Source organism: Rhizobium leguminosarum bv. trifolii WSM2297 (genome assembly GCF_000271845.1).
The window spans coordinates 539,587-563,394 of the sequence record NZ_JH719392.1; the positions used below are offsets into that span (position 1 = coordinate 539,587).

22 protein-coding genes are annotated in these 23,808 nt (G+C 63.3%); 8 read left to right on the forward strand and 14 right to left on the reverse strand.

The window, feature by feature from the left end; genetic code table 11:
* Window positions 1-17: 17 nt before the first annotated feature.
* On the reverse strand, window positions 18-1,106 hold the full coding sequence (locus tag RLEG4DRAFT_RS02460; protein ID WP_003575159.1) for a fatty acid desaturase family protein: 1,089 nt from the start codon (window positions 1,104-1,106) through the stop codon (window positions 18-20).
* Window positions 1,107-1,238: 132 nt separating this feature from the next.
* Here RLEG4DRAFT_RS02460 and RLEG4DRAFT_RS02465 point away from each other — a divergent pair, with 132 nt between their 5' ends.
* Both RLEG4DRAFT_RS02465 and RLEG4DRAFT_RS02470 read left to right on the forward strand, forming a co-directional pair.
* Entirely contained in the window at window positions 1,239-2,267 is a 1,029-nt protein-coding gene (locus RLEG4DRAFT_RS02465; RefSeq protein ID WP_003575161.1) for a LacI family DNA-binding transcriptional regulator, read from the forward strand.
* A gap of 162 nt (window positions 2,268-2,429) precedes the next feature.
* The gene (locus RLEG4DRAFT_RS02470) at window positions 2,430-3,242 is read left to right on the forward strand and encodes a TIM barrel protein (RefSeq protein WP_003575162.1); all 813 of its coding nucleotides are present in this window, start codon (window positions 2,430-2,432) and stop codon (window positions 3,240-3,242) included.
* A 97-nt stretch (window positions 3,243-3,339) separates the two neighbouring features.
* On the opposite strand, the gene cobM is transcribed toward RLEG4DRAFT_RS02470, so the two are convergent.
* Both cobM and RLEG4DRAFT_RS02480 read right to left on the reverse strand, forming a co-directional pair.
* Entirely contained in the window at window positions 3,340-4,104 is a 765-nt protein-coding gene (cobM, locus tag RLEG4DRAFT_RS02475; RefSeq protein WP_003575164.1) for a precorrin-4 C(11)-methyltransferase, read from the reverse strand.
* Between the two features lie 4 nt (window positions 4,105-4,108).
* Window positions 4,109-5,341 (reverse strand): bifunctional cobalt-precorrin-7 (C(5))-methyltransferase/cobalt-precorrin-6B (C(15))-methyltransferase, encoded by a 1,233-nt coding sequence (locus RLEG4DRAFT_RS02480; protein WP_003575166.1) that lies wholly within the window; start codon window positions 5,339-5,341, stop codon window positions 4,109-4,111.
* Between RLEG4DRAFT_RS02480 and RLEG4DRAFT_RS02485 the strand changes: the two genes are divergently transcribed.
* On the forward strand, window positions 5,340-6,110 hold the full coding sequence (locus tag RLEG4DRAFT_RS02485; RefSeq protein ID WP_003575169.1) for a cobalt-precorrin-6A reductase: 771 nt from the start codon (window positions 5,340-5,342) through the stop codon (window positions 6,108-6,110). The two genes, RLEG4DRAFT_RS02480 and RLEG4DRAFT_RS02485, sit on opposite strands and share 2 nt — an antisense overlap.
* Here RLEG4DRAFT_RS02485 and RLEG4DRAFT_RS02490 read toward each other — a convergent pair.
* From RLEG4DRAFT_RS02490 to cobF, 5 genes are all read right to left on the reverse strand, one after another.
* Window positions 6,074-6,838 (reverse strand): precorrin-3B C(17)-methyltransferase, encoded by a 765-nt coding sequence (locus RLEG4DRAFT_RS02490; RefSeq protein WP_003575171.1) that lies wholly within the window; start codon window positions 6,836-6,838, stop codon window positions 6,074-6,076. The two genes, RLEG4DRAFT_RS02485 and RLEG4DRAFT_RS02490, sit on opposite strands and share 37 nt — an antisense overlap.
* Window positions 6,835-7,566: a precorrin-2 C(20)-methyltransferase gene (locus tag RLEG4DRAFT_RS02495; RefSeq protein WP_003575174.1), complete on the reverse strand. Its 732-nt coding sequence runs from the start codon at window positions 7,564-7,566 to the stop codon at window positions 6,835-6,837. The genes RLEG4DRAFT_RS02490 and RLEG4DRAFT_RS02495 overlap by 4 nt, the downstream gene beginning before the upstream one ends.
* Window positions 7,563-8,195 carry a precorrin-8X methylmutase gene (locus tag RLEG4DRAFT_RS02500; protein WP_003575176.1) on the reverse strand — a complete coding sequence of 211 codons (633 nt, stop codon included), beginning with the start codon at window positions 8,193-8,195 and terminating at the stop codon, window positions 7,563-7,565. The genes RLEG4DRAFT_RS02495 and RLEG4DRAFT_RS02500 overlap by 4 nt, the downstream gene beginning before the upstream one ends.
* Before the next feature lie 2 nt (window positions 8,196-8,197).
* A complete protein-coding gene (cobG, locus tag RLEG4DRAFT_RS02505) occupies window positions 8,198-9,580 on the reverse strand; it encodes a precorrin-3B synthase (protein WP_003575178.1) in 1,383 nt (460 codons plus the stop codon).
* A 72-nt stretch (window positions 9,581-9,652) separates the two neighbouring features.
* The gene (gene cobF, locus RLEG4DRAFT_RS02510; RefSeq protein ID WP_003575180.1) at window positions 9,653-10,417 is read right to left on the reverse strand and encodes a precorrin-6A synthase (deacetylating); all 765 of its coding nucleotides are present in this window, start codon (window positions 10,415-10,417) and stop codon (window positions 9,653-9,655) included.
* Between the two features lie 202 nt (window positions 10,418-10,619).
* On the opposite strand from cobF, the gene repA reads away from it, so the two are divergent.
* The 4 genes from repA to RLEG4DRAFT_RS02530 all read left to right on the forward strand — a co-directional run bounded on the left by repA (window position 10,620) and on the right by RLEG4DRAFT_RS02530 (window position 15,492).
* Window positions 10,620-11,816 (forward strand): plasmid partitioning protein RepA, encoded by a 1,197-nt coding sequence (repA, locus tag RLEG4DRAFT_RS02515; protein ID WP_003575182.1) that lies wholly within the window; start codon window positions 10,620-10,622, stop codon window positions 11,814-11,816.
* On the forward strand, window positions 11,813-12,808 hold the full coding sequence (gene repB, locus RLEG4DRAFT_RS02520; protein ID WP_003575184.1) for a plasmid partitioning protein RepB: 996 nt from the start codon (window positions 11,813-11,815) through the stop codon (window positions 12,806-12,808). The genes repA and repB overlap by 4 nt, the downstream gene beginning before the upstream one ends.
* A 154-nt stretch (window positions 12,809-12,962) precedes the next feature.
* The gene (gene repC / locus RLEG4DRAFT_RS02525) at window positions 12,963-14,177 is read left to right on the forward strand and encodes a plasmid replication protein RepC (RefSeq protein ID WP_003575186.1); all 1,215 of its coding nucleotides are present in this window, start codon (window positions 12,963-12,965) and stop codon (window positions 14,175-14,177) included.
* A 181-nt stretch (window positions 14,178-14,358) separates the two neighbouring features.
* On the forward strand, window positions 14,359-15,492 hold the full coding sequence (locus RLEG4DRAFT_RS02530) for an RHE_PE00001 family protein (protein ID WP_003575188.1): 1,134 nt from the start codon (window positions 14,359-14,361) through the stop codon (window positions 15,490-15,492).
* 121 nt (window positions 15,493-15,613) lie between these two features.
* Here RLEG4DRAFT_RS02530 and RLEG4DRAFT_RS02535 read toward each other — a convergent pair whose 3' ends face one another.
* Genes RLEG4DRAFT_RS02535 through RLEG4DRAFT_RS02545 form a run of 3 tightly spaced genes read right to left on the reverse strand, consistent with a single transcriptional unit; the run spans window position 15,614 to window position 17,638 of the window.
* Window positions 15,614-16,324 (reverse strand): Bax inhibitor-1/YccA family protein, encoded by a 711-nt coding sequence (locus tag RLEG4DRAFT_RS02535; RefSeq protein ID WP_003575190.1) that lies wholly within the window; start codon window positions 16,322-16,324, stop codon window positions 15,614-15,616.
* 20 nt (window positions 16,325-16,344) lie between these two features.
* Window positions 16,345-17,112 carry an anti-sigma factor family protein gene (locus tag RLEG4DRAFT_RS02540; RefSeq protein ID WP_003575192.1) on the reverse strand — a complete coding sequence of 256 codons (768 nt, stop codon included), beginning with the start codon at window positions 17,110-17,112 and terminating at the stop codon, window positions 16,345-16,347.
* Window positions 17,099-17,638 carry a sigma-70 family RNA polymerase sigma factor gene (locus RLEG4DRAFT_RS02545; RefSeq protein WP_003575194.1) on the reverse strand — a complete coding sequence of 180 codons (540 nt, stop codon included), beginning with the start codon at window positions 17,636-17,638 and terminating at the stop codon, window positions 17,099-17,101. Before RLEG4DRAFT_RS02545 ends, RLEG4DRAFT_RS02540 begins: the two co-directional genes overlap by 14 nt.
* Window positions 17,639-17,823: 185 nt before the next feature.
* Between RLEG4DRAFT_RS02545 and RLEG4DRAFT_RS02550 the strand changes: the two genes are divergently transcribed.
* Entirely contained in the window at window positions 17,824-18,132 is a 309-nt protein-coding gene (locus tag RLEG4DRAFT_RS02550) for a hypothetical protein (RefSeq protein ID WP_003575195.1), read from the forward strand.
* Window positions 18,133-18,159: 27 nt separating this feature from the next.
* Here RLEG4DRAFT_RS02550 and cueR read toward each other — a convergent pair whose 3' ends face one another.
* The 3 genes from cueR to treY all read right to left on the reverse strand — a co-directional run bounded on the left by cueR (window position 18,160) and on the right by treY (window position 23,803).
* The gene (gene cueR, locus RLEG4DRAFT_RS02555) at window positions 18,160-18,549 is read right to left on the reverse strand and encodes a Cu(I)-responsive transcriptional regulator (protein WP_003575197.1); all 390 of its coding nucleotides are present in this window, start codon (window positions 18,547-18,549) and stop codon (window positions 18,160-18,162) included.
* 9 nt (window positions 18,550-18,558) lie between these two features.
* Entirely contained in the window at window positions 18,559-21,072 is a 2,514-nt protein-coding gene (locus tag RLEG4DRAFT_RS02560) for a heavy metal translocating P-type ATPase (RefSeq protein ID WP_003575199.1), read from the reverse strand.
* Between the two features lie 121 nt (window positions 21,073-21,193).
* Window positions 21,194-23,803, reverse strand: coding sequence for a malto-oligosyltrehalose synthase (gene treY, locus RLEG4DRAFT_RS02565; RefSeq protein ID WP_003575201.1), 2,610 nt, complete (start codon window positions 23,801-23,803; stop codon window positions 21,194-21,196).
* Between the last annotated feature and the right edge of the window lie 5 nt (window positions 23,804-23,808).

The following is a 23,808-nucleotide window of genomic DNA, read 5'->3' on the forward strand; positions in this document are numbered from 1 at the left end:
TCCTCCCTTGATTGTGATTATTGCGCGGCCGGGGCCAGCTCGTTGTGGAATTCTTCGCGGTAGGGCCGCGCGGTGGCCGGCAGCTCTCGTTTCAGGAAATAATCCTCATTGCGCAACTGGCGCAGGAAGGCCGGGATCATCTCGCGGTAGCCGGACAGGATCGACCGGTTCGGCGCCGGCAGGTCGTGCTTGACCATCGCGTGCAGCCTCGGCAGCGCGTGGTAGGGCACCATCGGGAACATGTGATGTTCGACGTGGTAGTTCATGTTCCAGTAGATGAACCGGCTGATCGGGTTCATATAGACAGTGCGGCTGTTCAGCCGATGGTCGATCACATTGTCGGCCAGGCCGCCATGCTGCAGCAGTCCGGTCAGCACATGGTGCCAGGCGCCGTAAAGGCGCGGCAAACCGATCAGCATCAGCGGCAGGATCGAAGTCGTGGCGACGGCCGCTGCGATCGTGGCAAGATAGATCGCCAGCCAGATGCGGGCGATGCGGATTGTCTTCGGCTGTTCCATCTCGGGAATGAAGGTCTTTTCCGCCGCGCTGATGACGCCGGCGGCGTTGCGCAGCATGTCGACAACAGCATGCCAGACGTCGAGGATGCCGAAGAAATTGAGAACCAGCCGCAGGAGATCCGGTGGCCGCATCACTGCGATTTCGGGATCGCGGCCGACGATGACGGTATCGGTGTGATGGCGTGTATGGCTCCAGCGCCAGGTGACCGGATTGCGCATGATCATGAAGCAGGCGATCTGGTAGACGGCATCGTTCATCCAGCGCGTCTTGAAGGCGGTGCCGTGCCCGCATTCGTGCCAACGGCTGTCGGAGGCTGAGCCGTAGAGCACGCCGTAAGCGAGGAAGAAGGGCAGCCCGATCCACGAGCCCCAGAAATAGATGCCGAGCCCGGCAAAGATCACCATGCTGCCGAGCCAGATGACCGTGTCGCGGATCGCCGGCGCATCGGAGCGCTGCATCAGCGCCTTCATCTCCTTGCGCGCAACGTCGGTGTGATACCACTCGGCTGCCGCCAGCCCCGTCTCGACGGCGGTGCGGCCGCTTTCTCCGAGCAGGTCATAGTCACGTTTCTTTGCCTGAATCGCCATGATCCGCCTCCCGTTATGCTGTTGCCTGGAGAATAGGTTGACTTCGCAAGACGCTCAATGCAGGTTTGATGTAATCTATCAAAAGCCATCATGAATGGCTCGCAATCATGATTGAATCCATCAGGAACGCCGATGCGCCGCCCAACCATATCCGATCTCGCCCGCGCCTCCGGCGTCAGTGTCGCCACCGTCGATCGTGTTCTCAACGCCCGCCATCGCGTGCGGGAGGAAACGGCGCGGCGTGTCTATGACGCGGCACAGTCGATCGGCTATCACGCCGTCGGCCTGATCAGGCAGCGCGTTTTCGAGGATCTGCCGCAATACAAGCTTGCCTTCCTGCTGCAGAAGCCGACGCAGCAGTTCTACCAGGCGTTCGCCCGCGAGATCGAAACCGCAGCGCGCTCCGTCACCACCGCCCGCATCCAGACGCAGATCGACTTTCCATCAGCCGCGACGCCGGCTGCGATCGTCGAGAAACTCAAGGCTCTCGGTGCGCGCAATCAGGCCGTTGCCCTGGTCGCCCCGGATTACCCTGCGGTGACGGCCGCCATCGAGGATTTGAAGGAAAAGGGCGTCCCGGTCTTCTCACTGCTCTCCGATTTCGCATCGGGCGTGCGCACTGGCTATATCGGCGTCAACAACCGCAAGGTCGGCCGCACCGCCGCATGGGTAATCGCGCGAACGGCGCGCAAGACCGGCAAGGTCGCCTGCTTCGTCGGCAGCCATCGCTTCCACGGACATGAATTGCGGGAAATCGGTTTCCGCTCTTATTTCCGTGAAAATGCGCCGGATTTCGACGTTATCGACACACTGATCAATCTGGATACGCCGGAGATTACGCATGAGGCAACGCTGACACTGCTGGAGAAACATCCCGATCTCGTCGGCCTTTACGTCTGCGGTGGCGGCATGGAAGGCGCGATCTCGGCGTTCCGTGAAGAAGGTCTTGGCGGCAAGATCGTCCTCGTCGTCAACGAACTGACGCCCGACAGCAAGGCGGGTCTTGCCGATGACATCGTCGCCATGGCGATCGGCACCCCTCTGCCCGGGCTCTGTCAGCAATTGATGGTGCTGATGAAGGATGCGATCGAAAACAGTGAAACCGCCATCCCCGGCCAGTCCTTCCTGCCCTTCGACATCTATCTCTCAGAGAACATCTGAGGAATGATGGAATTGTATCATTTCGCCTGAAATTCTTTCAGCGATGAGAGCGGCCGCCGGTGATGACGGATGGATTGCCACGGGAATTCCGGTAGAGATTCGCTCGCCCATTCACGAGATACTGCTCCGCTTATGTCGCGGAGACGAGGAGGATAATCCGTCATGACTTCGATCCGCTTTGCGCTCAACCACATGGCCGCCCCGTCGCTTGCCATCGACGATTTCTTCGCGCTGGCAAAGTCGCTCGGCATCGGCTCGGTCGAGATCCGCAACGACCTTTCCGGCAACGCCATTCTCGACGGCACCCAACCCGAAACGATCAAAGAGGCCGCCGCCCGTCACGGTCTGACGATCATCTCGATCAACGCCCTGCAGCGCTTCAACGAGTGGAATGAAGCCCGCGCTGGGGAAGCGCAGGAACTGATCGACTACGCCGGCGCCTGCGGCGCCCAGGCGCTGGTCCTCGTGCCAAAGAACGACGGCACCGGCTGCGCCGACGGCGAACGCCAGGCCAATCTGCGCCAGTCGCTGACGGCGCTGAAGCCTATGCTGGAGAAGGCCGGCATCATCGGCCTCGTCGAGCCGCTCGGTTTCGAGAGCTGCTCGTTGCGCTCGAAGACCGAGGCGGCCGAGGCGATCAGGGAGCTCGGCGCGCAATCGACCTTCAAGCTCGTCCACGACACATTCCACCACCATCTCGCCGGCGAAGCCGCGACCTTCCCGGAGCTCGCCGGTCTCGTGCATATCTCGGGCGTCAGCGATGCTGCCGTATCCGTTGCCGATATGCGTGATTCCCATCGTGTGCTCGTCGACGGCGACGACCGGCTCGACAATGCCGGGCAGATCAAGGCGCTGCTGCAGGCGGGTTATGCCGGCCCGTTCTCCTTCGAGCCTTTTGCGGCCGAAGTGCATGCGGTCAAGGATCCGGCCGGCGCGCTTCGCGCCAGCATGGATTATCTGACGGCGCGGGTTTGAGACCTGAGCGAAGCCTCGCCTGACGCCACCAGCGGCGTCGGGCCTGTGCGCCGACGAATGTCCTCATGAGGGGTCGCGCTTCCGGCGCGGCCAATCTTTAAAACTGGTCCCGGCCTCTAAACCGCCGCTGATAGGCCGGATCATAGAGTGAACTCTCGCGGAAATCCTCCGCCGCCAGCGAGGGGCCGACGAAGATGATTGCCGTGCGTTCGATCGGTTCAGCCGCAACTTTTACCTCGATATCGGCAAGCGTGCCGCGCAGGATGCGCTCGTCCGGCCAGGAGGCCTTGACGACGATCGCGACCGGGCAGTCGGCACCGTAAAGCGGCGTCAATTCCTCGACAACCTGCTTCAGCGCATGGATTGCCAGATGGATCGCCAGCGTCGCGCCCGTCGCGCCGAAATTTCCGAGCGTCTCGTCGTTCGGCATCGGTGAGGCGCGGCCGGAAACGCGGGTGAGCACCAGGCTTTGGGCTACGGCCGGGATCGTCAGCTCGCGGCCGAGTGCTGCGGCGGCCGCCGCAAAGGCCGGCACACCAGGCGTCATCGTATAGGCGATGCCGTGTTTTTCGAGCCGGCGCACCTGCTCGGCGACAGCACTCCAGACCGAGAGATCGCCGGAATGCAGGCGGGCGACATCCTGGCCGGCCTCAGCGGCGCTCAGATATTCCGCCTCGATCTCGTCCAGCGACATCGGCGCTGTATCGACGATGCGCGCACCCGCCGGGCAATATTGCAGCAGTTCCGGCGAGACGATCGAGCCGGCATAGAGGCAAACCGGGCATCGGGCGATAAGGTCGCGGCCCCGCACCGTGATCAGATCCGCAGCCCCTGGCCCCGCGCCGATGAAATGCACCGTCATCCCGTTATCCTTTTGTCCAGCGCCACTGCGTCACCGGCATGGCCGGCCGCCAGCCGCTCATGCTGCCGACAGGCGCCGCGCGCGATATATCGATCCGCGTCAGCGAACCGCCGCGTTTTGCATGTTCTAGGAGCACGACGGCTTCCATCTCCAGCGTCACGGCATTGGCGACGAGCCGCCCTCCCCGGTTCAGCGCGGCAATCGCAGCATCGACAACACCCGGCTCGCTGCCGCCGCCGCCGAGGAAGATTGCATCCGGTTGCGGCAGGCCTGTCAGTGCATCAGGCGCCGCCCCTTCGACGACGGCCAGATGCGGCACGCCGAGGGCGGATGCATTGCGGGCGATCCTTGTTGCCCGCTCCGGCGATTGCTCGATGGCGATCGTCTTCAGCGACGGGTCGGCCAGCATCCATTCGATGCCGACCGATCCCGAACCGGCGCCGATATCCCACAGCAGCTGGCCGTGGCGCGGTGCGAGCGCCGACAGCGTCATCGCCCGGATTTCGCGTTTGGTGATCTGTCCGTCATGCTCGAACAGTTCGTCCTCGAGGCCGGGGCTAAAAGGCAGGATGCGAGCCCCCTCCCCTGCCGCGACATCGAGCGCGCAGACGTTCAAGGGATCGATGTCGACGAGATTGAAATCCGCCGCCGCCACGCTTCTCTGCCGTTCCCGCGCGCCGCCAAGCGCCTCGAGCACGGTAAGCTGCGACTGACCGAAACCGGCGGCAACAAGCAGGGCAGCCAGCTCGCCCGGCCCGTTTTGGTCGGAGGTCAGCGCGATGATGCGCCGTCCGGGGTGCAGGTGCGGCCGGATCAGGTCGATCGGCCTACCATGCAGCGAAATTGTCGCGACCTCCTGCAGTGGCCAGCCAAGGCGGGATGCGGCGAGGCTGAAGGCCGAGGGCGCGGGGATGGTGCGCATCTCTTCCGTCGCCACGTGGCGGGAGAGCGTTGCGCCGACGCCGTAGAGAAACGGGTCGCCGGAGGCGAGCACAACGACGGGTGTGCCGCGCCGTTCGAGGATGGCATCGACCGAGCGTTCGAACGGGCTCTGCCAGGAAAACCGTTCCCCTGTGATCAGCGGCGTGGCGAGTGCATGGTGCCGCGCGCCGCCGAAGACGGCGGGCGCGGTGGCGATCAGGCGTCTCGCCTCGTCGCCGAGCCCTTCTGGACCATCTTCGCCGATGCCGATAATAGTCAGCCAGCGCTGGCCGCAAGCAGGAGAACCGTCAGACATGGGAAGACCTCGCATCCTGATCCTCGGCGGCACCGGTGAGGCGCGCCTGCTCGCCGGAGCGCTCGCCGCGCGGGACGATTGCGATGTCCTTCTGTCGCTGGCCGGACGTACCGAAATACCGGCCGCACAGCCGGTTCCGGTTCGCATCGGCGGTTTCGGCGGTGCTGCGGCGCTTGCCGATTTCCTGAAGGCCGGCAGTTATGACCTGCTGATCGACGCCACGCATCCCTTTGCCGAGCGCATTTCCGCCAATGCCGTCTTTGCCGCCGAGACCACCGGCACAGCGGCGATTGCACTGCGCCGCCCCGAATGGCAGCGCCTGCCCGGCGATCGCTGGCGGGAGGTGGAGAGCATTCCGGCTGCGATCGCAGCGCTCGGCCCCTCCCCTCGCCATGTCTTTCTGGCGACGGGACGGCAGGGCGCGCATCATGCGGAAGCGGCGCCGCAGCATTTCTATCTCGTCCGTAGTGTCGATCCCGTAGAACCGCCGCTTGCACTCGATCATGTCGACTATGTCCTCGATCGCGGCCCGTTCACGCTGGAAGGTGAATGCGCTTTGCTGCAGCAGCACCACATCGACGTCATCATTGCCAAGAACAGCGGTGGTGCCGCCACCTATGCGAAGATCGAGGCAGCCCGCCGACTCGGCATCGAGGTGATGATGGTGGCGCGCGCGCCGGCGTCCGCGGTCAAGACGGTCGACACTGTCGAGGCGGCGCTGGCGGTAATCGATCACCTCGTGTCCCCCGCCATGAAACGCGGGGTATAGACGAGATCCAGCCTGCCGGGCCGCGAGACGATCCGCGTCTCGGCCGAGCCGATGATGATGCAGGTCGCCATATCGGCGATCGACGCATCGGCATCTGACAGCGGCTGTAGGACGATGCGCTCGTCCGGGCGCCCGGCTGCTCGCCCGAAAATAACCGGCGTTGTTGCGGGGAGATGCTCGCGCAACAGTTTGAAGGCCTCGCCGAGCTGCCAGGGCCGCGCCCGGCTGATCGGATTATAGAGAGCGATGACGAAGCCTGCTTTGGCCGCCAGTTCAAGGCGTTTTTCGATGATATTCCAAGGCTTTAGATTGTCTGACAGCGATATGGCGCAAAAATCGTGGCCAAGCGGCGCGCCGGCTCTTGCCGCCACCGCCAGCATCGCGGTGATGCCGGGCAGAATGGTGAGATCAACCGCGCGCCACGCCGCCGGCCCGTTCTCGATCGCCTCGCAGACGGCGGCAGCCATGGCGAAGACACCGGGATCGCCGCCGGAGACGACGCAGACCTTGGCTCCATCCGCCGCCATCGAAAGGGCTGCCCGCGCCCTATCCAACTCCTCGCGATTGTCCGAGGCATGCCGCAATTGATCGTTGCGGAGGTGCAACCGGTCGAGATAAGGGCCGTAACCGAAGAAATCCGTTGCCGCTTCGACGGCGGCAAGCGCTTCCGGCGTCATCTGCTCGGGATTGCCGGGGCCGGTGCCGATCACGAAAAGCCTGCCGCTCATCGGCTGCTCTCCCAGCCCGGCACCAGGACGAGCGAAAAATACGGCGCGTCGCCGTCAGTCCTGTCGGCAAGTTTTTCCATCGCCGCATTCGCCATGGTGCCGCGCTCGACATAGACGGCCTCGGCAAGCCGGCCGGCCGCCGCCAAGGCCCGGCGGATCTTCGGCAGATTGCGGCCGACCTTCATGATGACGGCGGCCTGGGTGTCGGCAAGTCGGCGGGTCAGCTCGATCTCGCCCATCGTACCGGGCAGTACGGAAAGCACGTCGTCCCCCTGAACGATCGGCATGCCGGCCAAGGACCAGCAGCCGGACATGGCGCTGATGCCGGGGATCACCTCCGTCGGGTAGCGCTGGGACAGCCTGACATGCAGGTGCATATAGGAGCCGTAGAACAGCGGATCGCCTTCGCTGAGCACGGCAACGGTCAGCCCGGCATCAAGATGCCCGGCGACGGCTTCGGCGGAGTGATCGTAGAACTGCGTGATCAGACTCTGGTAGCGTTCGTCATTCTTGTCGATCTCGGTGGTGACGGGATAATAGAGCGGCAGCAACGTCACGCCGGGTTTCAGCAACGGTTCGACGATCGCCTTGCCATTGCCGCCCCTGCCCTGCTTGGCGAAATAGGCAATCACGTCGGCGCCTTCGATGGCGCGGACGGCCTTGAGGGTCAGAAGCTCCGGATCGCCGGGACCGGTGCCGACGCCGATGAGACGGCCGGATGTTGTCATAGGCCGGGCCTCGCCAGCGCATTGATCGCAGCCGCCGTCATGGCGCTGCCGCCGAGCCGGCCGCGGACGATGGCAAAGGGCACGCCATAGGAATTTTCCGCCAGTGCATCCTTGGATTCCGCCGCGCCGACAAAGCCGACAGGCATGCCGAGGATTGCTGCGGGTTTCGGGGCGCCGTCGCGCAGGAGTTCGAGCAGGTGAAACAATGCCGTCGGTGCATTGCCGATCGCAACGACGCTGCCGCCGAGCCGGTCGAGCCAGAGATGGATGGCGGCCGCCGAGCGCGTATTGCCGGTCTGGCGCGCCAGCTCCGGCGTTGCCGGATCGCGCAGCGTGCAGATCACCTCGTTCAGCGCCGGAAGCCGGGCCCGGGTGACGCCATGCGAGACCATTTCGGCGTCGCAGAAGATCGGCGCCCCGCCCTTCAGCGCCTCGCGCGCTGCACGGACGACATCGGCGGAGAAGACGAAATGCTCCGCCGCCTCGACCAGCCCGCAGGCATGGATCATGCGAACGGCGATGTCGGCTTGATCTTCAGTGAAGCGCGAAAGATCGGCCTCGGCGCGGATGATCGCAAAGGAACGCTCGTAGATCGCGTCGCCGCTGCGGATATAATCGTAGTCTGGCATTCCTATTCCTGTCGCAGCGCCTTCGAAACGCCGGTTGCGCCAAGCCGTGTAAGGCAGGCGGCAGCCGATTCGCCAGCGCCTCTGTTGTCTTCGATGGACCGGGCGAGCCTCTCTATAGCGAAATCGATCCGACCGCCAGCGATCCGTTCGTCCGGCTGACCGGCTGCCAACCCGTTGAGGATGAGGTCGTAACCCTCCGCCGTGCCCGTCAGGGTCAGCGCCGGCCGGGCATGAGCGCAGCCCTTGGCGCAGCCGGACAGGTGCAGGGTGAGCGAACCGTCGAAAAGCACGGGTGCGGCTGCAAGGACGCGGCGCGCCAGGCTTCGTGTCTCGTAGAAAGCGGAGCCGCAGGCGCCGGCGCCGGAGCAGGCGGCGATGTGCTCGCTGGTCTCGCCGTCTTGCGCGCTGAAGCCATATCCGGCGGCCGCGGTCTGCACAGCCGCCACTCTGTCTGCCGGCAGACCGATAAGGAAGAAACCGCGGCCGGGCGCCAGCCGGATGGCTGTTGCGCCAAGGGCGCTTGCGCGCTCGAGCAGGGCGGTCAGATCGTTCGCCCGCATTTGTCCGAATTCCGGCCTGACGCCGAGCAGGGTTATCCCGTCTGCAAGCCGATGCAGGCCGGAAAGCGGCATCGTTACTGCGGGTGAGGGAGGAGGGCGAAGATTATCCACAGCGGGAAAACGTGGCCGCAGAAGCGCCGGATCGATATCCCGTGCTCGCCTGCCCTGCCCGAGAGTTACGAGCAGGTTCAGAATTTCGTCGACGACCGATATCGCCGCCGCCGTAGGTCCCGTTGCCAGCCGCGTTGCGGTCTCACCGTCACCATTGATGGCGACAAGCCAATCCGTGGGGGATAAGGCGACGATGCGGATATCGGCGGAAAGCGCCGACAGCCCGAATGCTCCACCGCCGTCGATGACGATCGACAGTTTCGGCGCGAGCCGCGGCGAGGCGATGAGATCGCGGAGCGCGCTGCGCAATGCCATTTCCATGGCGGCCGGATCGCTCGTCTCCTGAGGATCGATGCCGTGCAGCGGCGAGATCTCGATCGCCGGCCCGTTCGGCACGGTAATCCCGGCGGCATCGATATCGGCGGCGAGCTTCTCCACGCTCTCGGCTCGCAGCCCGCGGATTTGCAGATTGCCGCGCGCGGTGATCTCCAGAATGCCGTTTCCGTGCGCCGCAGCCGAGCGAGCAAGGGTAGCGAGTTGCGACGGCGTCAGGGCGCCGCCGGCCGGCCGCAGGCGGACCAGCAAACCATCGCCGGTCGGCATCGGTGCTGCCAGTGTGGGGCAGGCGCCGCGCGTGCGCATCTTCGCCGTCGGGCGGTGCTGCAGATCCGCCTCGTGTATCCCGTCGGTCGCCGTTGCAGCCTCAATGATCATTCTCAATCCTCTGACCATTTCTTACATGATCGCAGCCGGTGCGGCAAAACATGATGCAAACGGTCGGCTCGGCTATTCCTCGAAATCCCGTCCCTTGCGCAGGAGATAGATATCCATGATCCAGCCGTGTCGTTGGCGGGCCTCGGCCCTCAGCGCCAGAATCTCGGCGGCGATCTCGCCGAGCCGCCCCGATCTGACGATCTCGTCCTTGGTACCGAGATAGGCGCCCCAGTAGATTTCGGCATCGGGATCGTCGATTTTCGCAAAAGCCTGTTCGCCATCGAGCATGACGACCGTGCTGTCGGTCGTGAGCCCCTCCCGCGCCAGCCTGCGCCCTGTGGTGATCTCGACCGGTTTGCCGACCAGGTTGACCGGGATCTTGTGGCTGGCCGCCAGCGCCTGGATGCTGGTGATGCCGGGAACGACGCTGTAGTCGAAATCCAGGGTGCTGAGCTCACGCACACGTTCGACGATGCGGATCGTGCTGTCGTAGAGGCTGGGATCACCCCAGACGAGAAAGGCGCCGCTGCCGTCATCGGGCAGGCCGGAGATTAGGTCTATATAGATGCGGGCGATCTCACCGTGCCAGGCGTCGACGCTTTGGGGATAGGTCCTTTCCGCCGTCTGCCTTTGCGGCACGGTGAATTCGGAAATCCTGCTGCCCGGCCGCGTGATATACCGTTCGCAGATGTCGCGCCGGATCTCGGCGAGCTCTTCTTTGCCGGTCCCCTTGACCGGCAGGAAGACCACGTCGGCGGCGTTCATCGCGTTGATCGCCTGTATGGTGACGTGCTCCGGATTGCCTGTGCCGATGCCGATGATATGGATGTGCTTCAAGCAGACGCTCCCCGTTGAGTCCTCGCGGTCTTGCCGAAAAAGCCGCGGCGCCGCAAGGGCGGGAGGGCAGTTGGCCGCGGCCAACCCGGTGGGGAATGGCCGCTCTGGCCCCATTGTTGCCGGAAATCCCGAATCGTGTCACGTTCGATACGCTTTTTGACGCTATGTTGATAGAAAAGCGCATCGAAAAGGATTGGGTGTTTTGGACAACATTAGCGTATCGACGACAGATGTGCGGATCGAGCGGCATGCGACCCAGCTTTCGCGGCAATTGAAGCTGCTGCGCGAAAAGCTGTTTCCGCCGCTGTCGCAGAAGACGCTGCGGACATTCTCCTCCGGCGAAGCGGCCCAGATGATCGGCGTTTCCGACGGCTATCTTCGCCAGCTCTCGCTGGATGGCAAGGGGCCGCAGCCGGAACTTTCCCAGAATGGCCGGCGCTCCTATACGCTTGGTCAGATCAATGAATTGCGCCATTATATGGCAAAGCTCAAGCCGAAGGATGCGCTCTCCTATCTTCCATGGCGGCGCCCCGGCGAGAAGCTGCAGACGGTTGCCGTTACCAATTTCAAGGGCGGCTCGGCCAAGACGACGACGACGCTCTATCTAGCGCAATATCTGGCGCTGGAAGGGTATCGGGTGCTCGCCATCGATCTCGATCCGCAGGCCTCGCTCTCATCGATGCTCGGCGTTCAGCCGGAATTCGATCTTGCCGATGGCGATACGCTTTATGGCGCCATTCGCTACGATGCCGGGCGCAAGCCGCTGAAGGAGATTGTCCGCAAGACCTATTTCGAGGGGCTCGATCTGGTGCCGGGCAATCTCGAATTGATGGAGTTCGAGCACGAGACGCCGCGGGCGCTGAATGATCGGCAGAAGCCGGCTGAATTGTTCTTCCGCCGCGTCGGTATTGCGATCGCCGAGGTCGAGGCCGAGTATGACGTCGTGGTGATCGATTGCCCGCCGCAGCTCGGTTACCTCACGCTCGGCGCCGTCTGCGCCGCCACATCGCTGCTGATCACCATCCATCCGCAGATGGTCGATGTCGCCTCGATGTCGCAGTTTCTGCTAATGACCTCGGATCTGCTCTCGGTCGTGCGCAAGGCCGGTGGCGATCTCCAGCACGACTTCATCAAATATGTCGTTACCCGTCACGAGCCGTTCGATGCGCCGCAGTCGCAGATCGTCGCGCTATTGCGCAGCCTGTTCAGCGACGACGTGTTGACGGCGACCATTCTCAAATCGACGGCGATCGCCGATGCCGGCTTGACCAAGCAGACTCTCTACGAGATCGAGAAGGGGCAGGTGCGCCGCTCGACCTATGATCGGGCGCTGGAATCGGTCACAGCCGCCAACAGCGAAGTTCTCGCCGGCATTCACAAAGCCTGGGGCCGCACATGAGCAGACGCGATCGCCTGAAAGGTCTATTCGACGATACAGCGCAGGAGTTGGCCGCGGCCAACTACGAGGAGACGTCTTCGCGTGGATCGGCCGGGCCGGTTCGCACGATGGCGCTGACCCTCGGGCGCATGGAGGAAGAGAGCAGGGCGATGCAGGAGGCTTTGCTCTCCGGTGAACGCATCGTCGAACTCGATCCGGATCTGATCGATTCGTCCTTCGTCCGCGACCGCCTCGCCGACCAGCCGATCGATATCGAGGACGAGCTGGTGCAGTCGATTGCCGAGAATGGTCAGGAAGTGCCGATCCTGGTGCGCCGTCATCCTGAGGATGAGGAGCGTTATCAGATCGCTTACGGCCACCGCCGCCTGCAGGCCGTCAAGCTGCTAGGACGCAAGGTGCAGGCGATCGTCCGCAAGCTCGACGATACCGATGTCGTTATCGCGCAGGGCATCGAGAATTCGGCGCGCCGCAATCTTTCCTATATCGAGCGGGCCGTCTTTGCTCTCAATCTCGAACTCAAGGGCTTTGAGCGCCCCGTGATCATGAAGGCGCTGTCGACCGATAAAACGGAGCTGTCGAAGCTGCTCTCCGTCGCCAGGGCTATTCCGACTGAGATCGTCAGGTCGGTCGGGGCGGCACCCAGCATTGGGCGACGCAAATGGATGGCGCTTGCCCAGAACTGGAACGGGATGACGGCGGTGCGGCTTGCCAAGCTCATCGGCTCCGAAAGTTTCATGGCTGAGGAGAGCGACCGGCGTTTCGAGCTCATGGTTGCCGAACTCGCCAGAAAAGAGGCGAAGCCGGAGCCCGCGGAATATGACTGGAAGCCGAAGAGCGGCGGCAAGATTGCGGGCCGAATCAAGAGCGCCGGCAATTCCTTCACGATCGCGTTGAAGACCGGCGATGCGCCGGATTTCGGCGCTTACATTTCACGCCGTCTCGATGAGCTTTACGAAGCCTATCGGGCCGGCAAGTTGCAAGCAGGAGAGTAGGCCGCAAAAGAAAAAAGCCTCCGAACGTTGCCGCCGCGGAAGCCTTTCTCATATCTGGACAATCTGAGAATCGCACTTCCTCGAATCACTGTCAAGCGTCTTCGGCATCCTTTTGGGTGGTAGGTTTCTTTTGCCTTGAAAAAAGGTGAGGGACATGGAGCCTCAATATGTATCGACGCCCTTTGGGCGGCGATCGATGACGCTTGGCATGCTGGCAAGCCAGGAAAATGCCAGCAAGGTCGATCCGGACGCATCGGTCGACAAGTGGAAGATCTTTCGCGCGCTCTGCGAAGCAAAGGAGATGGTCGGCGTATCCGATCGTGCCCTGGCTGTCCTCAACGCGTTGTTGACCTTCTATCCGAAGACCGAGATTGCCGAGGCCAACGGCTTCGTCGTCTTCCCCTCCAACGAGCAGCTTTCGCTGCGCACGCATGGCATGGCCGGCACGACGCTGCGGCGGAACCTGGCGATGCTGGTGGAGGCGGGCCTGATCATCCGGCGCGATAGCCCGAACGGGAAACGTTTTGCCCGCCGCAACGGCGAGGGCGGGCTTGGAGAGGCCTTTGGTTTCAGTCTGGCGCCACTGGTTGCGCGCGCCGGCGAGATAGAAGCGCAGGCGGCCCAAGTGCTCGCCGGCAAGCTCGAATGGAAGCGCCTGCGGGAGCGGCTGACATTGTGCCGTCGTGACATCTCCAAACTCATCGAAATCGCGCTGGAAGAGGAAATTGCCGGCGAATGGATCGAGATGCAGAAGCATTTCAATCTGCTTTCAGCAAGCCTTCCGCGCCGCCCGTCGGCTGTCGAGATGGAAAATCTGCTGGCCGACCTCGAAGCTTTCCGTGAAATGATCGTCAAAACGTTGGAATTGAAGACGAAAACAGAAAAAACAGACGCCAATGATAGCCAAAACGGTCGGCACATACATAATTCAAACCCACACGCCTTATCTGAACTTGAACCAAGCTTCGAAACGAAGCAGGGCGTAAAGTCGGAGGAAGAACCGCGGCCGTGGCGGGAGCCGCCAAAATCCTTCCCGCTCGCCATGGTGCTACAGGCCTGCCCGGAGGTCGCAGCTTACGGCCCAGGCGGCAAGATCGGCAGCTGGCGGGATCTGATGGCGGCGGCCGTCATCGTCCGTTCGACGCTGGGTGTCAGCCCGAGCGCCTATCAGCTGGCCTGTGACGTCATGGGGCCGGAAAACGCCGCCACGGTGATCGCCTGCATTCTGGAACGAGGCGGACATATCAACTCGGCCGGCGGCTACCTGCGTGATCTGACGCGGCGGGCGGAGCGGGGCGAATTCTCGCTCGGGCCGATGCTGATGGCGCTGATGCGGGCCAATGGTCCGTTGGTGGGGAAAACCGGATGAGCGGAGGCGAAAAAAGCTTCGCGCCAGTTGCGGCGGTTAGAAGAAGGTGCGGCCTGGCAATCAGCCACCTAACCGCATCCTTTCCCAGCACTTTTGTTGAAATATGCCGTTAACCATGTCATAGATGACGGAAGAAAACATGCGTTTTGCTTCCATTTGTGAAAAACCGTAAAGCTTAACAATGCGCTACGAACTCGACAGTGCGATGCTTCAAACTCTGCTTCCATCCTTTGCCGCGGCAGAGGATGCGCTGGCACGGCTGGACGAGCGAGTGTTGCGTTCGCCGGTCGGGGAGGGGTTTGCCGAACGCAGCCATTTCTTCGATTCCGCCGGCGCGCTGTGGGTGGCCGGCGAACTCGTGCATGTCGAGGATCTAGTGTTGCACGATGCGCATATGGACAGTCGCGCCCCGAGCCACGAGCTGACCATCGCCCACGCCGTGCTGCGGGCACGTCGGCGCATCTGGACCGGCGACCCCTCCTGGGCGCTTGGAGCGCCGGGACTGGCAACGTTGACGGCGACGCTCGGGGAAGGGGAGGGGGATACGCGGGAACCGAAGCCTCCCGAGGTGCCCGCCGAGACCGACGACGAGGGCGAGGATCAAGACGGGCCGCTCGCCTCCGAGATGGCGGAGATCGACGCCATCCTCGCGCGCTCGCAGAAGCTCCTCGATATCCACACGGGTAAGACGCCGGCCGGCGAACAGGTCGCAGTCGCGGCGGCACGGCGAAACGAGGATCCTCTGGGCCTGCTCGGCGATGACGAATGGAACGAGGAACAGCGGCTGGCCGAGTGGCGCGGGCTATTGCCATTGGCGGATAGCTTGCCGGCGGTTCTCGGCGCGATCATCCTTTTCGAAGCGTGGGAGAGGATCGAGCCGCTGCGGCGTCAGCATTGGCTCGGCGGTCTTCTGGTCGCTAGTCATCTGCGTGCCCGCGGCAAGATCGCCTCGCATCTCTTTTCTTTCTACGGCGGGCTGAAGCTGGTGCGCCATGAGCGTCGCCGGTCACGCGACCGGGCAACGCGGCTGCAGGCCTTTCTGGAGGCGATGCATCTTGGGGCTACTGCCGGATTGAAGGAACTCGACCGGTTGACGCTGGCGCGCACTCAGATGGAGCTGCGCTTTCGCGGCCGCCGGTCGAACAGCAGCCTGCCGGACCTTGCCGATTTTATCCTGTCGCGGCCGATGGTCTCGGCGGCGATGATTGCCCGCCATCTGCGCATCACCCCACGCGGCGCGCTGAACCTCGTCAACGAGATCGGCATTCGTGAAATCACCGGCCGCGGCCGCTATCGCGCCTGGGGCATCATCTGAAACGAAGACGGCCGGGCATCGAGCCCGGCCATCTCCTTTAAGTGAACACCCGATCTGCCACCCTGTTACGGATCGGCAGACCGGGCGCTCTTGCGCTTCCATTGCCCCCGGAAGCGCGGTCCTATTCCCGCTCGCCCGTGAAGTTGAGCAGAAGCTGGAAGATGTTGACGAAGTTCAGGTAGAGCGAGAGTGCGCCGAAGACGGCGAGTTTCTGGTTCGATTCCTGATCGTAGTTTTCCGAATACTGTTCCTTGATGTTCTGCGTGTCGTAGGCGGTGAGGCCGACGAAGACGACGATACCGATCACCGAGATGGCGAACTGCAGCGCGGACGAACCGAGGAAGATGTTGACGATGCTGGCGATGACAACGCCGATGAGGCCCATCATCAGGAACGAGCCCATGCGCGAGAGGTCACGCTTCGTCACATAGCCGTAAAGGCTGGTGGCGCCGAACATCGTTGCAGTGATGAAGAAGGTCCGCGCGATGCTCGTCCCGGTGAAGACCAGGAAAACGGAGGCGAGCGACAGGCCCATCACGGCGCAGAAGGCCCAGAAGGTGATCTGCGCGGTGCTGGCCGACATCGTCTGGATGCGGAACGAGAAGAAGAAGACAAAGGCGAGCGGCGCCAGCATCACCACCCACTTCAACGGCGAGCCGAAGATCGGGACATAGAGGGCTGGCGTCGAGCCGACGACGAAGGCGACGAGGCCGGTTATGACGAGGCCGAGAGCCATGTAATTGTAGACGCGCAGCATGTGCTGGCGCAGGCCTTCGTCGAAGACGGCCTGGGAGCCGGCGACGGCACCGTAGCGGGAATTGATCGGGTTCATGCTGATCTCCTCGGTTTGAACTAATAGAGCGAGCGGGCGAGCCGTTCGGCCGCCTGATCGAGATTGAGACCGCTATCGGCGGCGATCAGCGCATAGGCGACCTCGCCGATCTGCCAATAGGCGGCTTCTGCTTTCTCAAGTGCGAGATGGCTGACCGGCTTGACCTCGAAGGTGCCCGGGCGAACGGCGAAAAGCGATAGCCGCTTTCCATCCGACTGCTCGATCGCCATCTCGACGCTGGGGCCGAATTCGGACGGGAAGATCTGCACGTCGGCGACCTTCCAATCCCCAGGCAGTTCCGGCATCACGATCGCGGTGGCGGCGCGAATGTCGTCAGCGCTGTAGGTCGCCGGCGTCTGCGCAGGCATTGATTGGCGCAGGACGGCGGTCTGATAGGCGCGCACGGCATCCTCGACATAGGCGGGCGCCGGCACCGATGCCGACACTTCCGTCGCCGAGAAAGCGCCGAAGGAATTATGCGCCACCCAGCCGGCGGTAACCAGAATACCGACAGCGGCAATGCGCTGCAGGGAATGGAAGATGTGGCCATAGGAAAGGCCCCGTTCCAGCCGGCGGGCAGCATCGCGGGTCTCGGGGCGGCCGAAGGCGCTTTCGCCGGCAAGCGCCAGGCGCAGTTCACCCTTGACGCTGAGGTCGGCCATCACCTTGGCGGCAATCGCCGGGTGGTCGGAAAGATAGGATTCCACCTGGATGCGGCGGGCCACATCGAGCTCGCCATCGACATAGGCGTCGAGATCGGCATCGAGGATCGGATCAATTGCTTTCATTGCCATCCCCTCCGATCAGTCTCAGATGCGAAACGCGCGGTGTCTTCGCCTCGAATTCGCGCAGCTGCGCGCGGGCACGCGAGATACGCGACATCAGCGTCCCCACAGGGATGCCGAGCGCATTGGCGGCTTCCTGGTAGGAAAAGTCTTCGATCGCAACCAGATGCAGCGCCTCGCGCTGTTCCTCCGGCAGGTCGAAAAAGGCGTCGCGCACCTGCTGCAGCCGCACGGCATGTTCCTGGCCGGCCGGCAGAGACTGCTCGGCCTCGACAGCCGCCTCGTCATGGCGGCGCGTCAGCGACCGGTTTTGGCGCAGGCGGTCGATATGTGCATTGTGCAGGATGGAGAGCAGCCAGGTGCGCAGATTGCCGCCGCTGCGGAAGCTCTTTTTCTTTTCGAGCGCGCGCACCAGCGCGTCATGCACCAGATCCTCTGCCTCGTCCGAATTGCGCACCAGCGAGCGAGCGTAGCGCCTGAGCGCTGCAAGCTGTCCGATGACGTCGAAGGGGCGTTCTTTCCGTTCCATGATTGAGTATACGGAAGTCCGATGCGTTTTATTCCAGGCAGGGATAAAAAAATCATGCCGGCCGAGGTACATCCCCGGAAAGCCCGAAATATCCTCTTCTGCGGACGGACGCCTCAAATCCGCGATTGTTTATGACAATTACATGACAGATCATAACGCCGCTGATTTGAAGGGGAAAATCAAGAATGAAGGAAAAGAAGCGAGTCTACGAAGCTCTCGTAGACGGCGCCATGGAAGGGCTGACAGATCAGGCGCTTTATGATTTCGTCAAGTCGCGTTGTCCGAAGGCCACCAGCAAGAAGATCGTTCGGGCCTCGCTTCTCGCTCTCCTCGATCCTCATCTCAAGGACCGCAATATTCTCGACGTGATCTACGCGCTGGCGATCAAGCATCGGCTGGATGACGGCGTGCTGGATGACGGCGAAGACGAGGAGGCCGACGAGCGGGTTTCCGGCTCGCTGGCAGCCAACCAGAACATGCCGCAGCTTTCCTGAAGCGCGCCGCCTGCTCTCCCGAAATGCTCAGCCACTGTGCGAAAGCCCTTCGAGGATCGGACAGTCCGGCCGGTCATTGCCGTGACAGGCATGCACGAGGTGCTCCAGCGTGCGGCGCAGTTCAGTGAGATCGCGAATTTTGCGGTCGATCTCGGCAAGCTTGGTCTCGGCAATATCCTTGACGTCGGCGCTTGCGCGGCTTTTGTCCTCGTAGAGCGCCAGCAACTGCCGGCATTCCTCGACGGAGAAGCCGAGACCGCGCGAGCGCTGCAGGAAGCGCAGCTTGTGAACGTCGGTCGCGGCATAGTCGCGGTAGCCGTTTCCGCCCCTTTCGGGGCGGATGAGGCCGATATCCTCGTAATAGCGGATGGTCTTGGAAGGCAGGCCGGAACGCTCCGATGCTTCGCCGATATTCATCGCCGTCTCCTATAGTTTCGCAAAACGCAGTCTCAGCGCATTCGATATCACCGAGACCGACGAGAGGCTCATCGCCGCCGCCGCGATCATCGGCGACAGCAGCAAGCCGAAGACGGGATAGAGGATGCCGGCGGCGACCGGAACGCCGAGCGCATTATAGCCGAAGGCGAAGCCGAGGTTCTGGCGGATGTTGCGCATCGTTGCGTCTGCCAGCCGCCGCGCCCTGACGATGCCGGTGAGATCGCCCTTCACCAGGGTGATGCCGGCGCTTTCCATCGCAACGTCGGCGCCGGTGCCCATGGCGATGCCCACATCGGCAGCCGCAAGCGCCGGCGCATCGTTGACGCCGTCTCCGGCCATGGCAATAACGGCGCCTTTGGCGCGCAGTTCGTCGATCAGCGCCTGCTTTGCTTCCGGGAGCATGTCGGCGCGGACCTCGTCGATCCCGAGGCTCTTTGCCACCGCATCCGCCGTGCGCTTGTTATCGCCCGTCGCCATGATGATCTTCAGCCCGCTGTCATGCAGCGCCTTGATAGCGGCTGATGTCGTCGGCTTGATCCGGTCGGCAACAGCGACGAGGCCGGCAAGCGCGCCGTCGAAGACCACGAACATCACCGTCTTGCCGTCGCCACGCAGGGCTTCGGTCTTTTCGGCAAGCGCTGCCGGATCGACGCCGAGCTCGGCGAGCATCGCCGCATTGCCGAGCGCCACCACCGTGCCGTCGGCAAGGCCTTGAACGCCCTTGCCGGTCTTTGCCTCGAAGCCGGTGACCTCGACGAAGGTGACGCCGCGCCCCTCGGCGCCGGAGACGATCGCTTCGGCCAGCGGATGTTCGGAACCGCGCTCCAGGCTTGCCGCCAGCGACAGCAGCCGGTCTTCCTCGACCCCGCCCACGGCGACGATGTCGGTAAGCTTCGGCTTTCCCTCGGTCAGCGTGCCGGTCTTGTCGACGATCAGCGTGTCGACCTTGGAGAAACGCTCCAGCGCTTCGGCGTCCTTGATCAGCACGCCTTCGTGGGCGCCGCGTCCTGTCGCGATCATGATCGACATCGGCGTCGCCAGACCGAGCGCGCAGGGGCAGGCGATAATCAGGACGGCGACGGCGGCCAGCAGGGCATTGGCCAGGCTCGGCTCCGGCCCGATCACGGCCCAGACGATGAAGGCAAGGATGGCTGCGACGACGACGGCCGGCACGAAGAACGCCGACACCCGGTCGACCGCGCCCTGGATCGGCGCCCGCGAGCGTTGCGCCTTGGCGACCATGTCGACGATGCGCGACAGCACGGTGTCGGCTCCGACCTTCTCGGCTGACATCACGAGGCTGCCGTTCTTGTTGATCGTGCCGCCGGTCAGTCCGTCGCCTTTCGACTTCTCGACGGGCATAGGCTCGCCTGTAATCATCGATTCATCGACGGTCGACTGGCCCTCCAGCACAGAGCCATCCACCGGCACCCGTTCGCCCGGGCGCACGCGCAGCCGGTCGCCGGTCTTGATCTCCTCCACCTCGACGTCACTCTCATTGCCGTCGGCATCGATGCGCCGCGCCGTCTTCGGCGCGAGGTCGAGCAGAGCGCGGATCGCCGAACCGGTGCGCTCGCGTGCCTTCAATTCCAGCACCTGGCCGACGAAGACGAGGGCGACGATGACAGCCGCCGCCTCGAAATAGACGGGCACGGCCGCCCCATGGCCGCGAAAACTCATAGGGAAAATGTCCGGCGCAAGCGTGGCGACGAGGCTGTAGACATAGGCGGTGCCGACGCCGAGACCGATCAGCGTCCACATGTTCGGGCTTCGGTTGACGAGGGAAGACCAGGCGCGGCGGAAGAAGGGCAGGGCCGCCCAAAGGACCACCGGGCTCGCCAGCAGCAGTTCGATGTAGGTGGCCAGCGGCTCACCGATCGCCTCCCGGAGCGGCAGGCCAAGCATCGGTCCCATGCTGAGTGCCAGCAGCGGCACCGCAAGGATGGCGCTTACCCAAAGCCGTCTGGTGAAATCGACGAGCTCCGGATTCGGACCTTCGTCGGCTGGAGGAATGCCCATCGGCTCGAGCGCCATGCCGCATTTCGGGCAGTCGCCGGGGCGGTCGCTGACCACCTCAGGGTGCATCGGGCAGGTATAGAGCGTGCCCTTCGGCGCCGGCTTTGCCGGGGGGCGCTTGCCGTCGCGATAGGCCGAGGGATCGGCTTCGAACTTCGCCTGGCAGCTTGCGGAGCAGAAATAGAATTTCTCGCCTTCGACTTTCAGGAAATGTTTTGCCGTCGAGCGATCGACGTCCATGCCGCAAACGGGATCCTTTGCCGTCAGGTAATCCTGCGGCTGAACCGCAAACTTCGTCCGGCAGCCTTCCGAGCAGAAATGATACATGCGGCCCTGATGGTCGAGCGAAGGCTTGCCGGCCTGCGGATCAACGGTCATGCCGCAGACCGGATCACGGATTATGACGGTGGCAGTCTTTTCCCGGCCATGGCTGCAACAGCTGGCATCGTCGCCATGGGCGTGGTCGTGATCGTGTTTGATATTCATAACTATCTCCGATGCCCTAGGGGCAGTTGGAGAGGCTTATCCACCTTCCAGCAACTGGAAGGTCAAGCGCTAATTTTGACCAGGCCAATTTTTCGAAGACCATCGCTGTCTCGGCTGACCCTCAGATCGGGCTGATCAACCCGACCGGCTGGCTGCCGAGCAGAGCCGCGATCGTAATGCTGCCGCCGGGTTCGATCGTCTTTCCGGTCACCAGATCCGCCTTCAGCCCATGGAGAGGGGAGGGGACGGCGATCGCCGTATCCTCCCAGAATTCCGGGCCGGCAAAGAGCACGCCGGGGTCGAGCCAGCCGAACATCAGCCGGGGTGCGGCGACAATCGAGAAATTATCCTTGTGCACCCGGGCAAACGCCAACACGTGCTCGCGCCGGCTGCCCGTCACCTTCAGCGGCAGATAGTCGCCCTTGGCAAAGAGGTCCGGTTGCCGCTGACGCAACTGCAAGCCGATTGCGACGATGCGCTGCTTTAACGCGGCCGCCTGAAGCTTGGCAATGGGGCCGGTTTGACCGAGCCAGGCCGCTAGCCGTTCATGATCGGCGGGCCGGCGGTTGTCGGGATCGACGAGGCTGAAATCGAAACCCTCGGAGCCCTGGTAGATGTCGGGAATGCCGGGCGCGGTCAGCTTGAGCAGCGTCTGCGACAGGCTGTTGAGGTAGCCCGCTGCGATGAAAGGCTGCAGCTGCCTTTCGAAATCCTCGAGGAAGGCGTCATTCTCGGGTGAAATCAGCGCCGCCGCATAGGCCGTGACCGCTTGCTCGTAGGCGGCATCCTGATCGACCCAACCGGTGTGGAGTTTTGCCTCGCGCACCGCCTTGACCGCGTAATCGGTGAAGCGCTCGCGAAGTTCTTGCGTCTGCCCGCGGTCGAAATCCTCCGGCCAGGCGCCGGCCAGCGCCTGATAGAGCATCCATTCGACATTCGGCTCCGGTGCCGGGCCGTCCGGCAGATCTTTCAGCCATGGCCGGTTCATCTCACGCCAGCGCGCCACCGCCTGCACGAAAACATCGGCGCCCTCGGTTAAAGCATACAGCCTGGCGCGCGCATCTTCGCCGCGTTTGGTATCGTGGGTGGCGCTTGCCGACAGCCCATGCGGCTGCAGCCGCGCCCGCTCGGCCATGCGGCGATGAAATCCCTCCGGGCCATCAGGCCCCTTGCCGGGTTCGCCGCCGACTTCGTTTGCAGCAAGCAGCCGGTTGTAACGGTAGAACAGCGTATCTTCCGTCGCCTTCGCCATCACGGGCCCGCTCAATTGCTGGAAGCGGATCCGGAACTCATGGGCAGCATCACCGTCGACCTTGCCTTCGAGAAGCTTCAGCACATGGTCGAGCGCGCGCCGATCATCAAGCTGCGCCATGACTTGCGATGCGGTGGCGGCAAGCACGGCTGAATCCTGCCAGGCGAGCGGACCGCCGTCGCCATACGTGCGGTAGACCGGAAAGGCGATCAGCAGTTCGCTGATGGCGGCGGCGATCTCGTCTTTGTTTATATCGGGAAAGATGCCGGCCGCGATTGCTGCCAGCCTGCCGGCCTCGCCGGCGAAATTGCGCTCGACCATCAGCCGCTTGGCAAGCCGCCGGCCTTCCTCCAGATTGCCGGTCTCGCCTGCGAGGCTGCGATAGGCATCGTCCAATCTGCGCAGGCCGCCGCCGTCGATGAACAGTTCGCTCAGCGCCGCAATGAACTCATATCCGGTCGTGCCCGAGACCGGCCAGTTCTCCGGCAGCACCTCGGCGGGCCCTAGGATCTTTTCGACGACCATATAGGTGTCCGGCCCGACCGCCTCCCTCAGCCTGTCGAGATAAGCCTTGGGTTCGGCCAGCCCGTCGACATGGTCGATGCGCAGGCCCTGCACCTTGCCATGGCGCACCAGCTCGATCGTCAGCCGGTGCATGTCCTCGAACACCGGGGGATCTTCGACGCGGGTGCCGACCAGCCCGGTCACCTCGAAAAAACGGCGATAGCTCAGATGCCGTGCCGCTTCTTTCCAATGGGTCAGCCGCCAATGCTGTGCCTCGTGCAGGCTTTTGACGAAATCGCGGTCGGACGAGACATCTTCGAGCTTTTGCCGGAGGAGTGCCCGATCGCCGCCTTCGAAGAGAATGTCGCGCATGGCGCGGGCGAAGTCCTCGCCGGAGCTTATGGCTGCAGCCTCCGCCATTCTCGTCGCCACCGGATCGTCGAGCCGGTTTGCGATCGCGCCGTAACTGCTGGGGTTCAGGGGCAGCAGCGTTTCGAAATAACCAAGCGCGAAATTGCCATGCGTTTCGTCGAGCACGACCCGCAGCTCCCCGGCGTCGAGCGCCGCTTCAAAATCCTGGCCGAGCTGCGGCAGGGTCAGCGGCTCGCTCCAGTCGATGTCGAAGTGGCCGGCATAGGCGCTTTGCCGGCCGATTGCCAGCACGTCGCGCCACCAGCCGTTTTCCGGCGAGGCGGCCATATGGTTCGGAACGATGTCGAGGATGAGGCCCATGCCCGCTGCGGCGAGGCTTTCCGTCAGCCGCTCGAACCCCGCCCGGCCGCCGAGCGCCGGGTCGATTTCGTTGGCGTCGGTGACGTCATAGCCGTGGGTCGAGCCGCTGACGGCGGTGAAGATCGGCGAGGCGTAGAGGTGGCTGATGCCAAGCGTCTTGAGATAGGGAATGAGGCCGCAGGCACGATCGAACGTCATGCCGTTGCGGAATTGGATCCGGTAGGTCGCTGTCGGAAGTGTCATGAGGC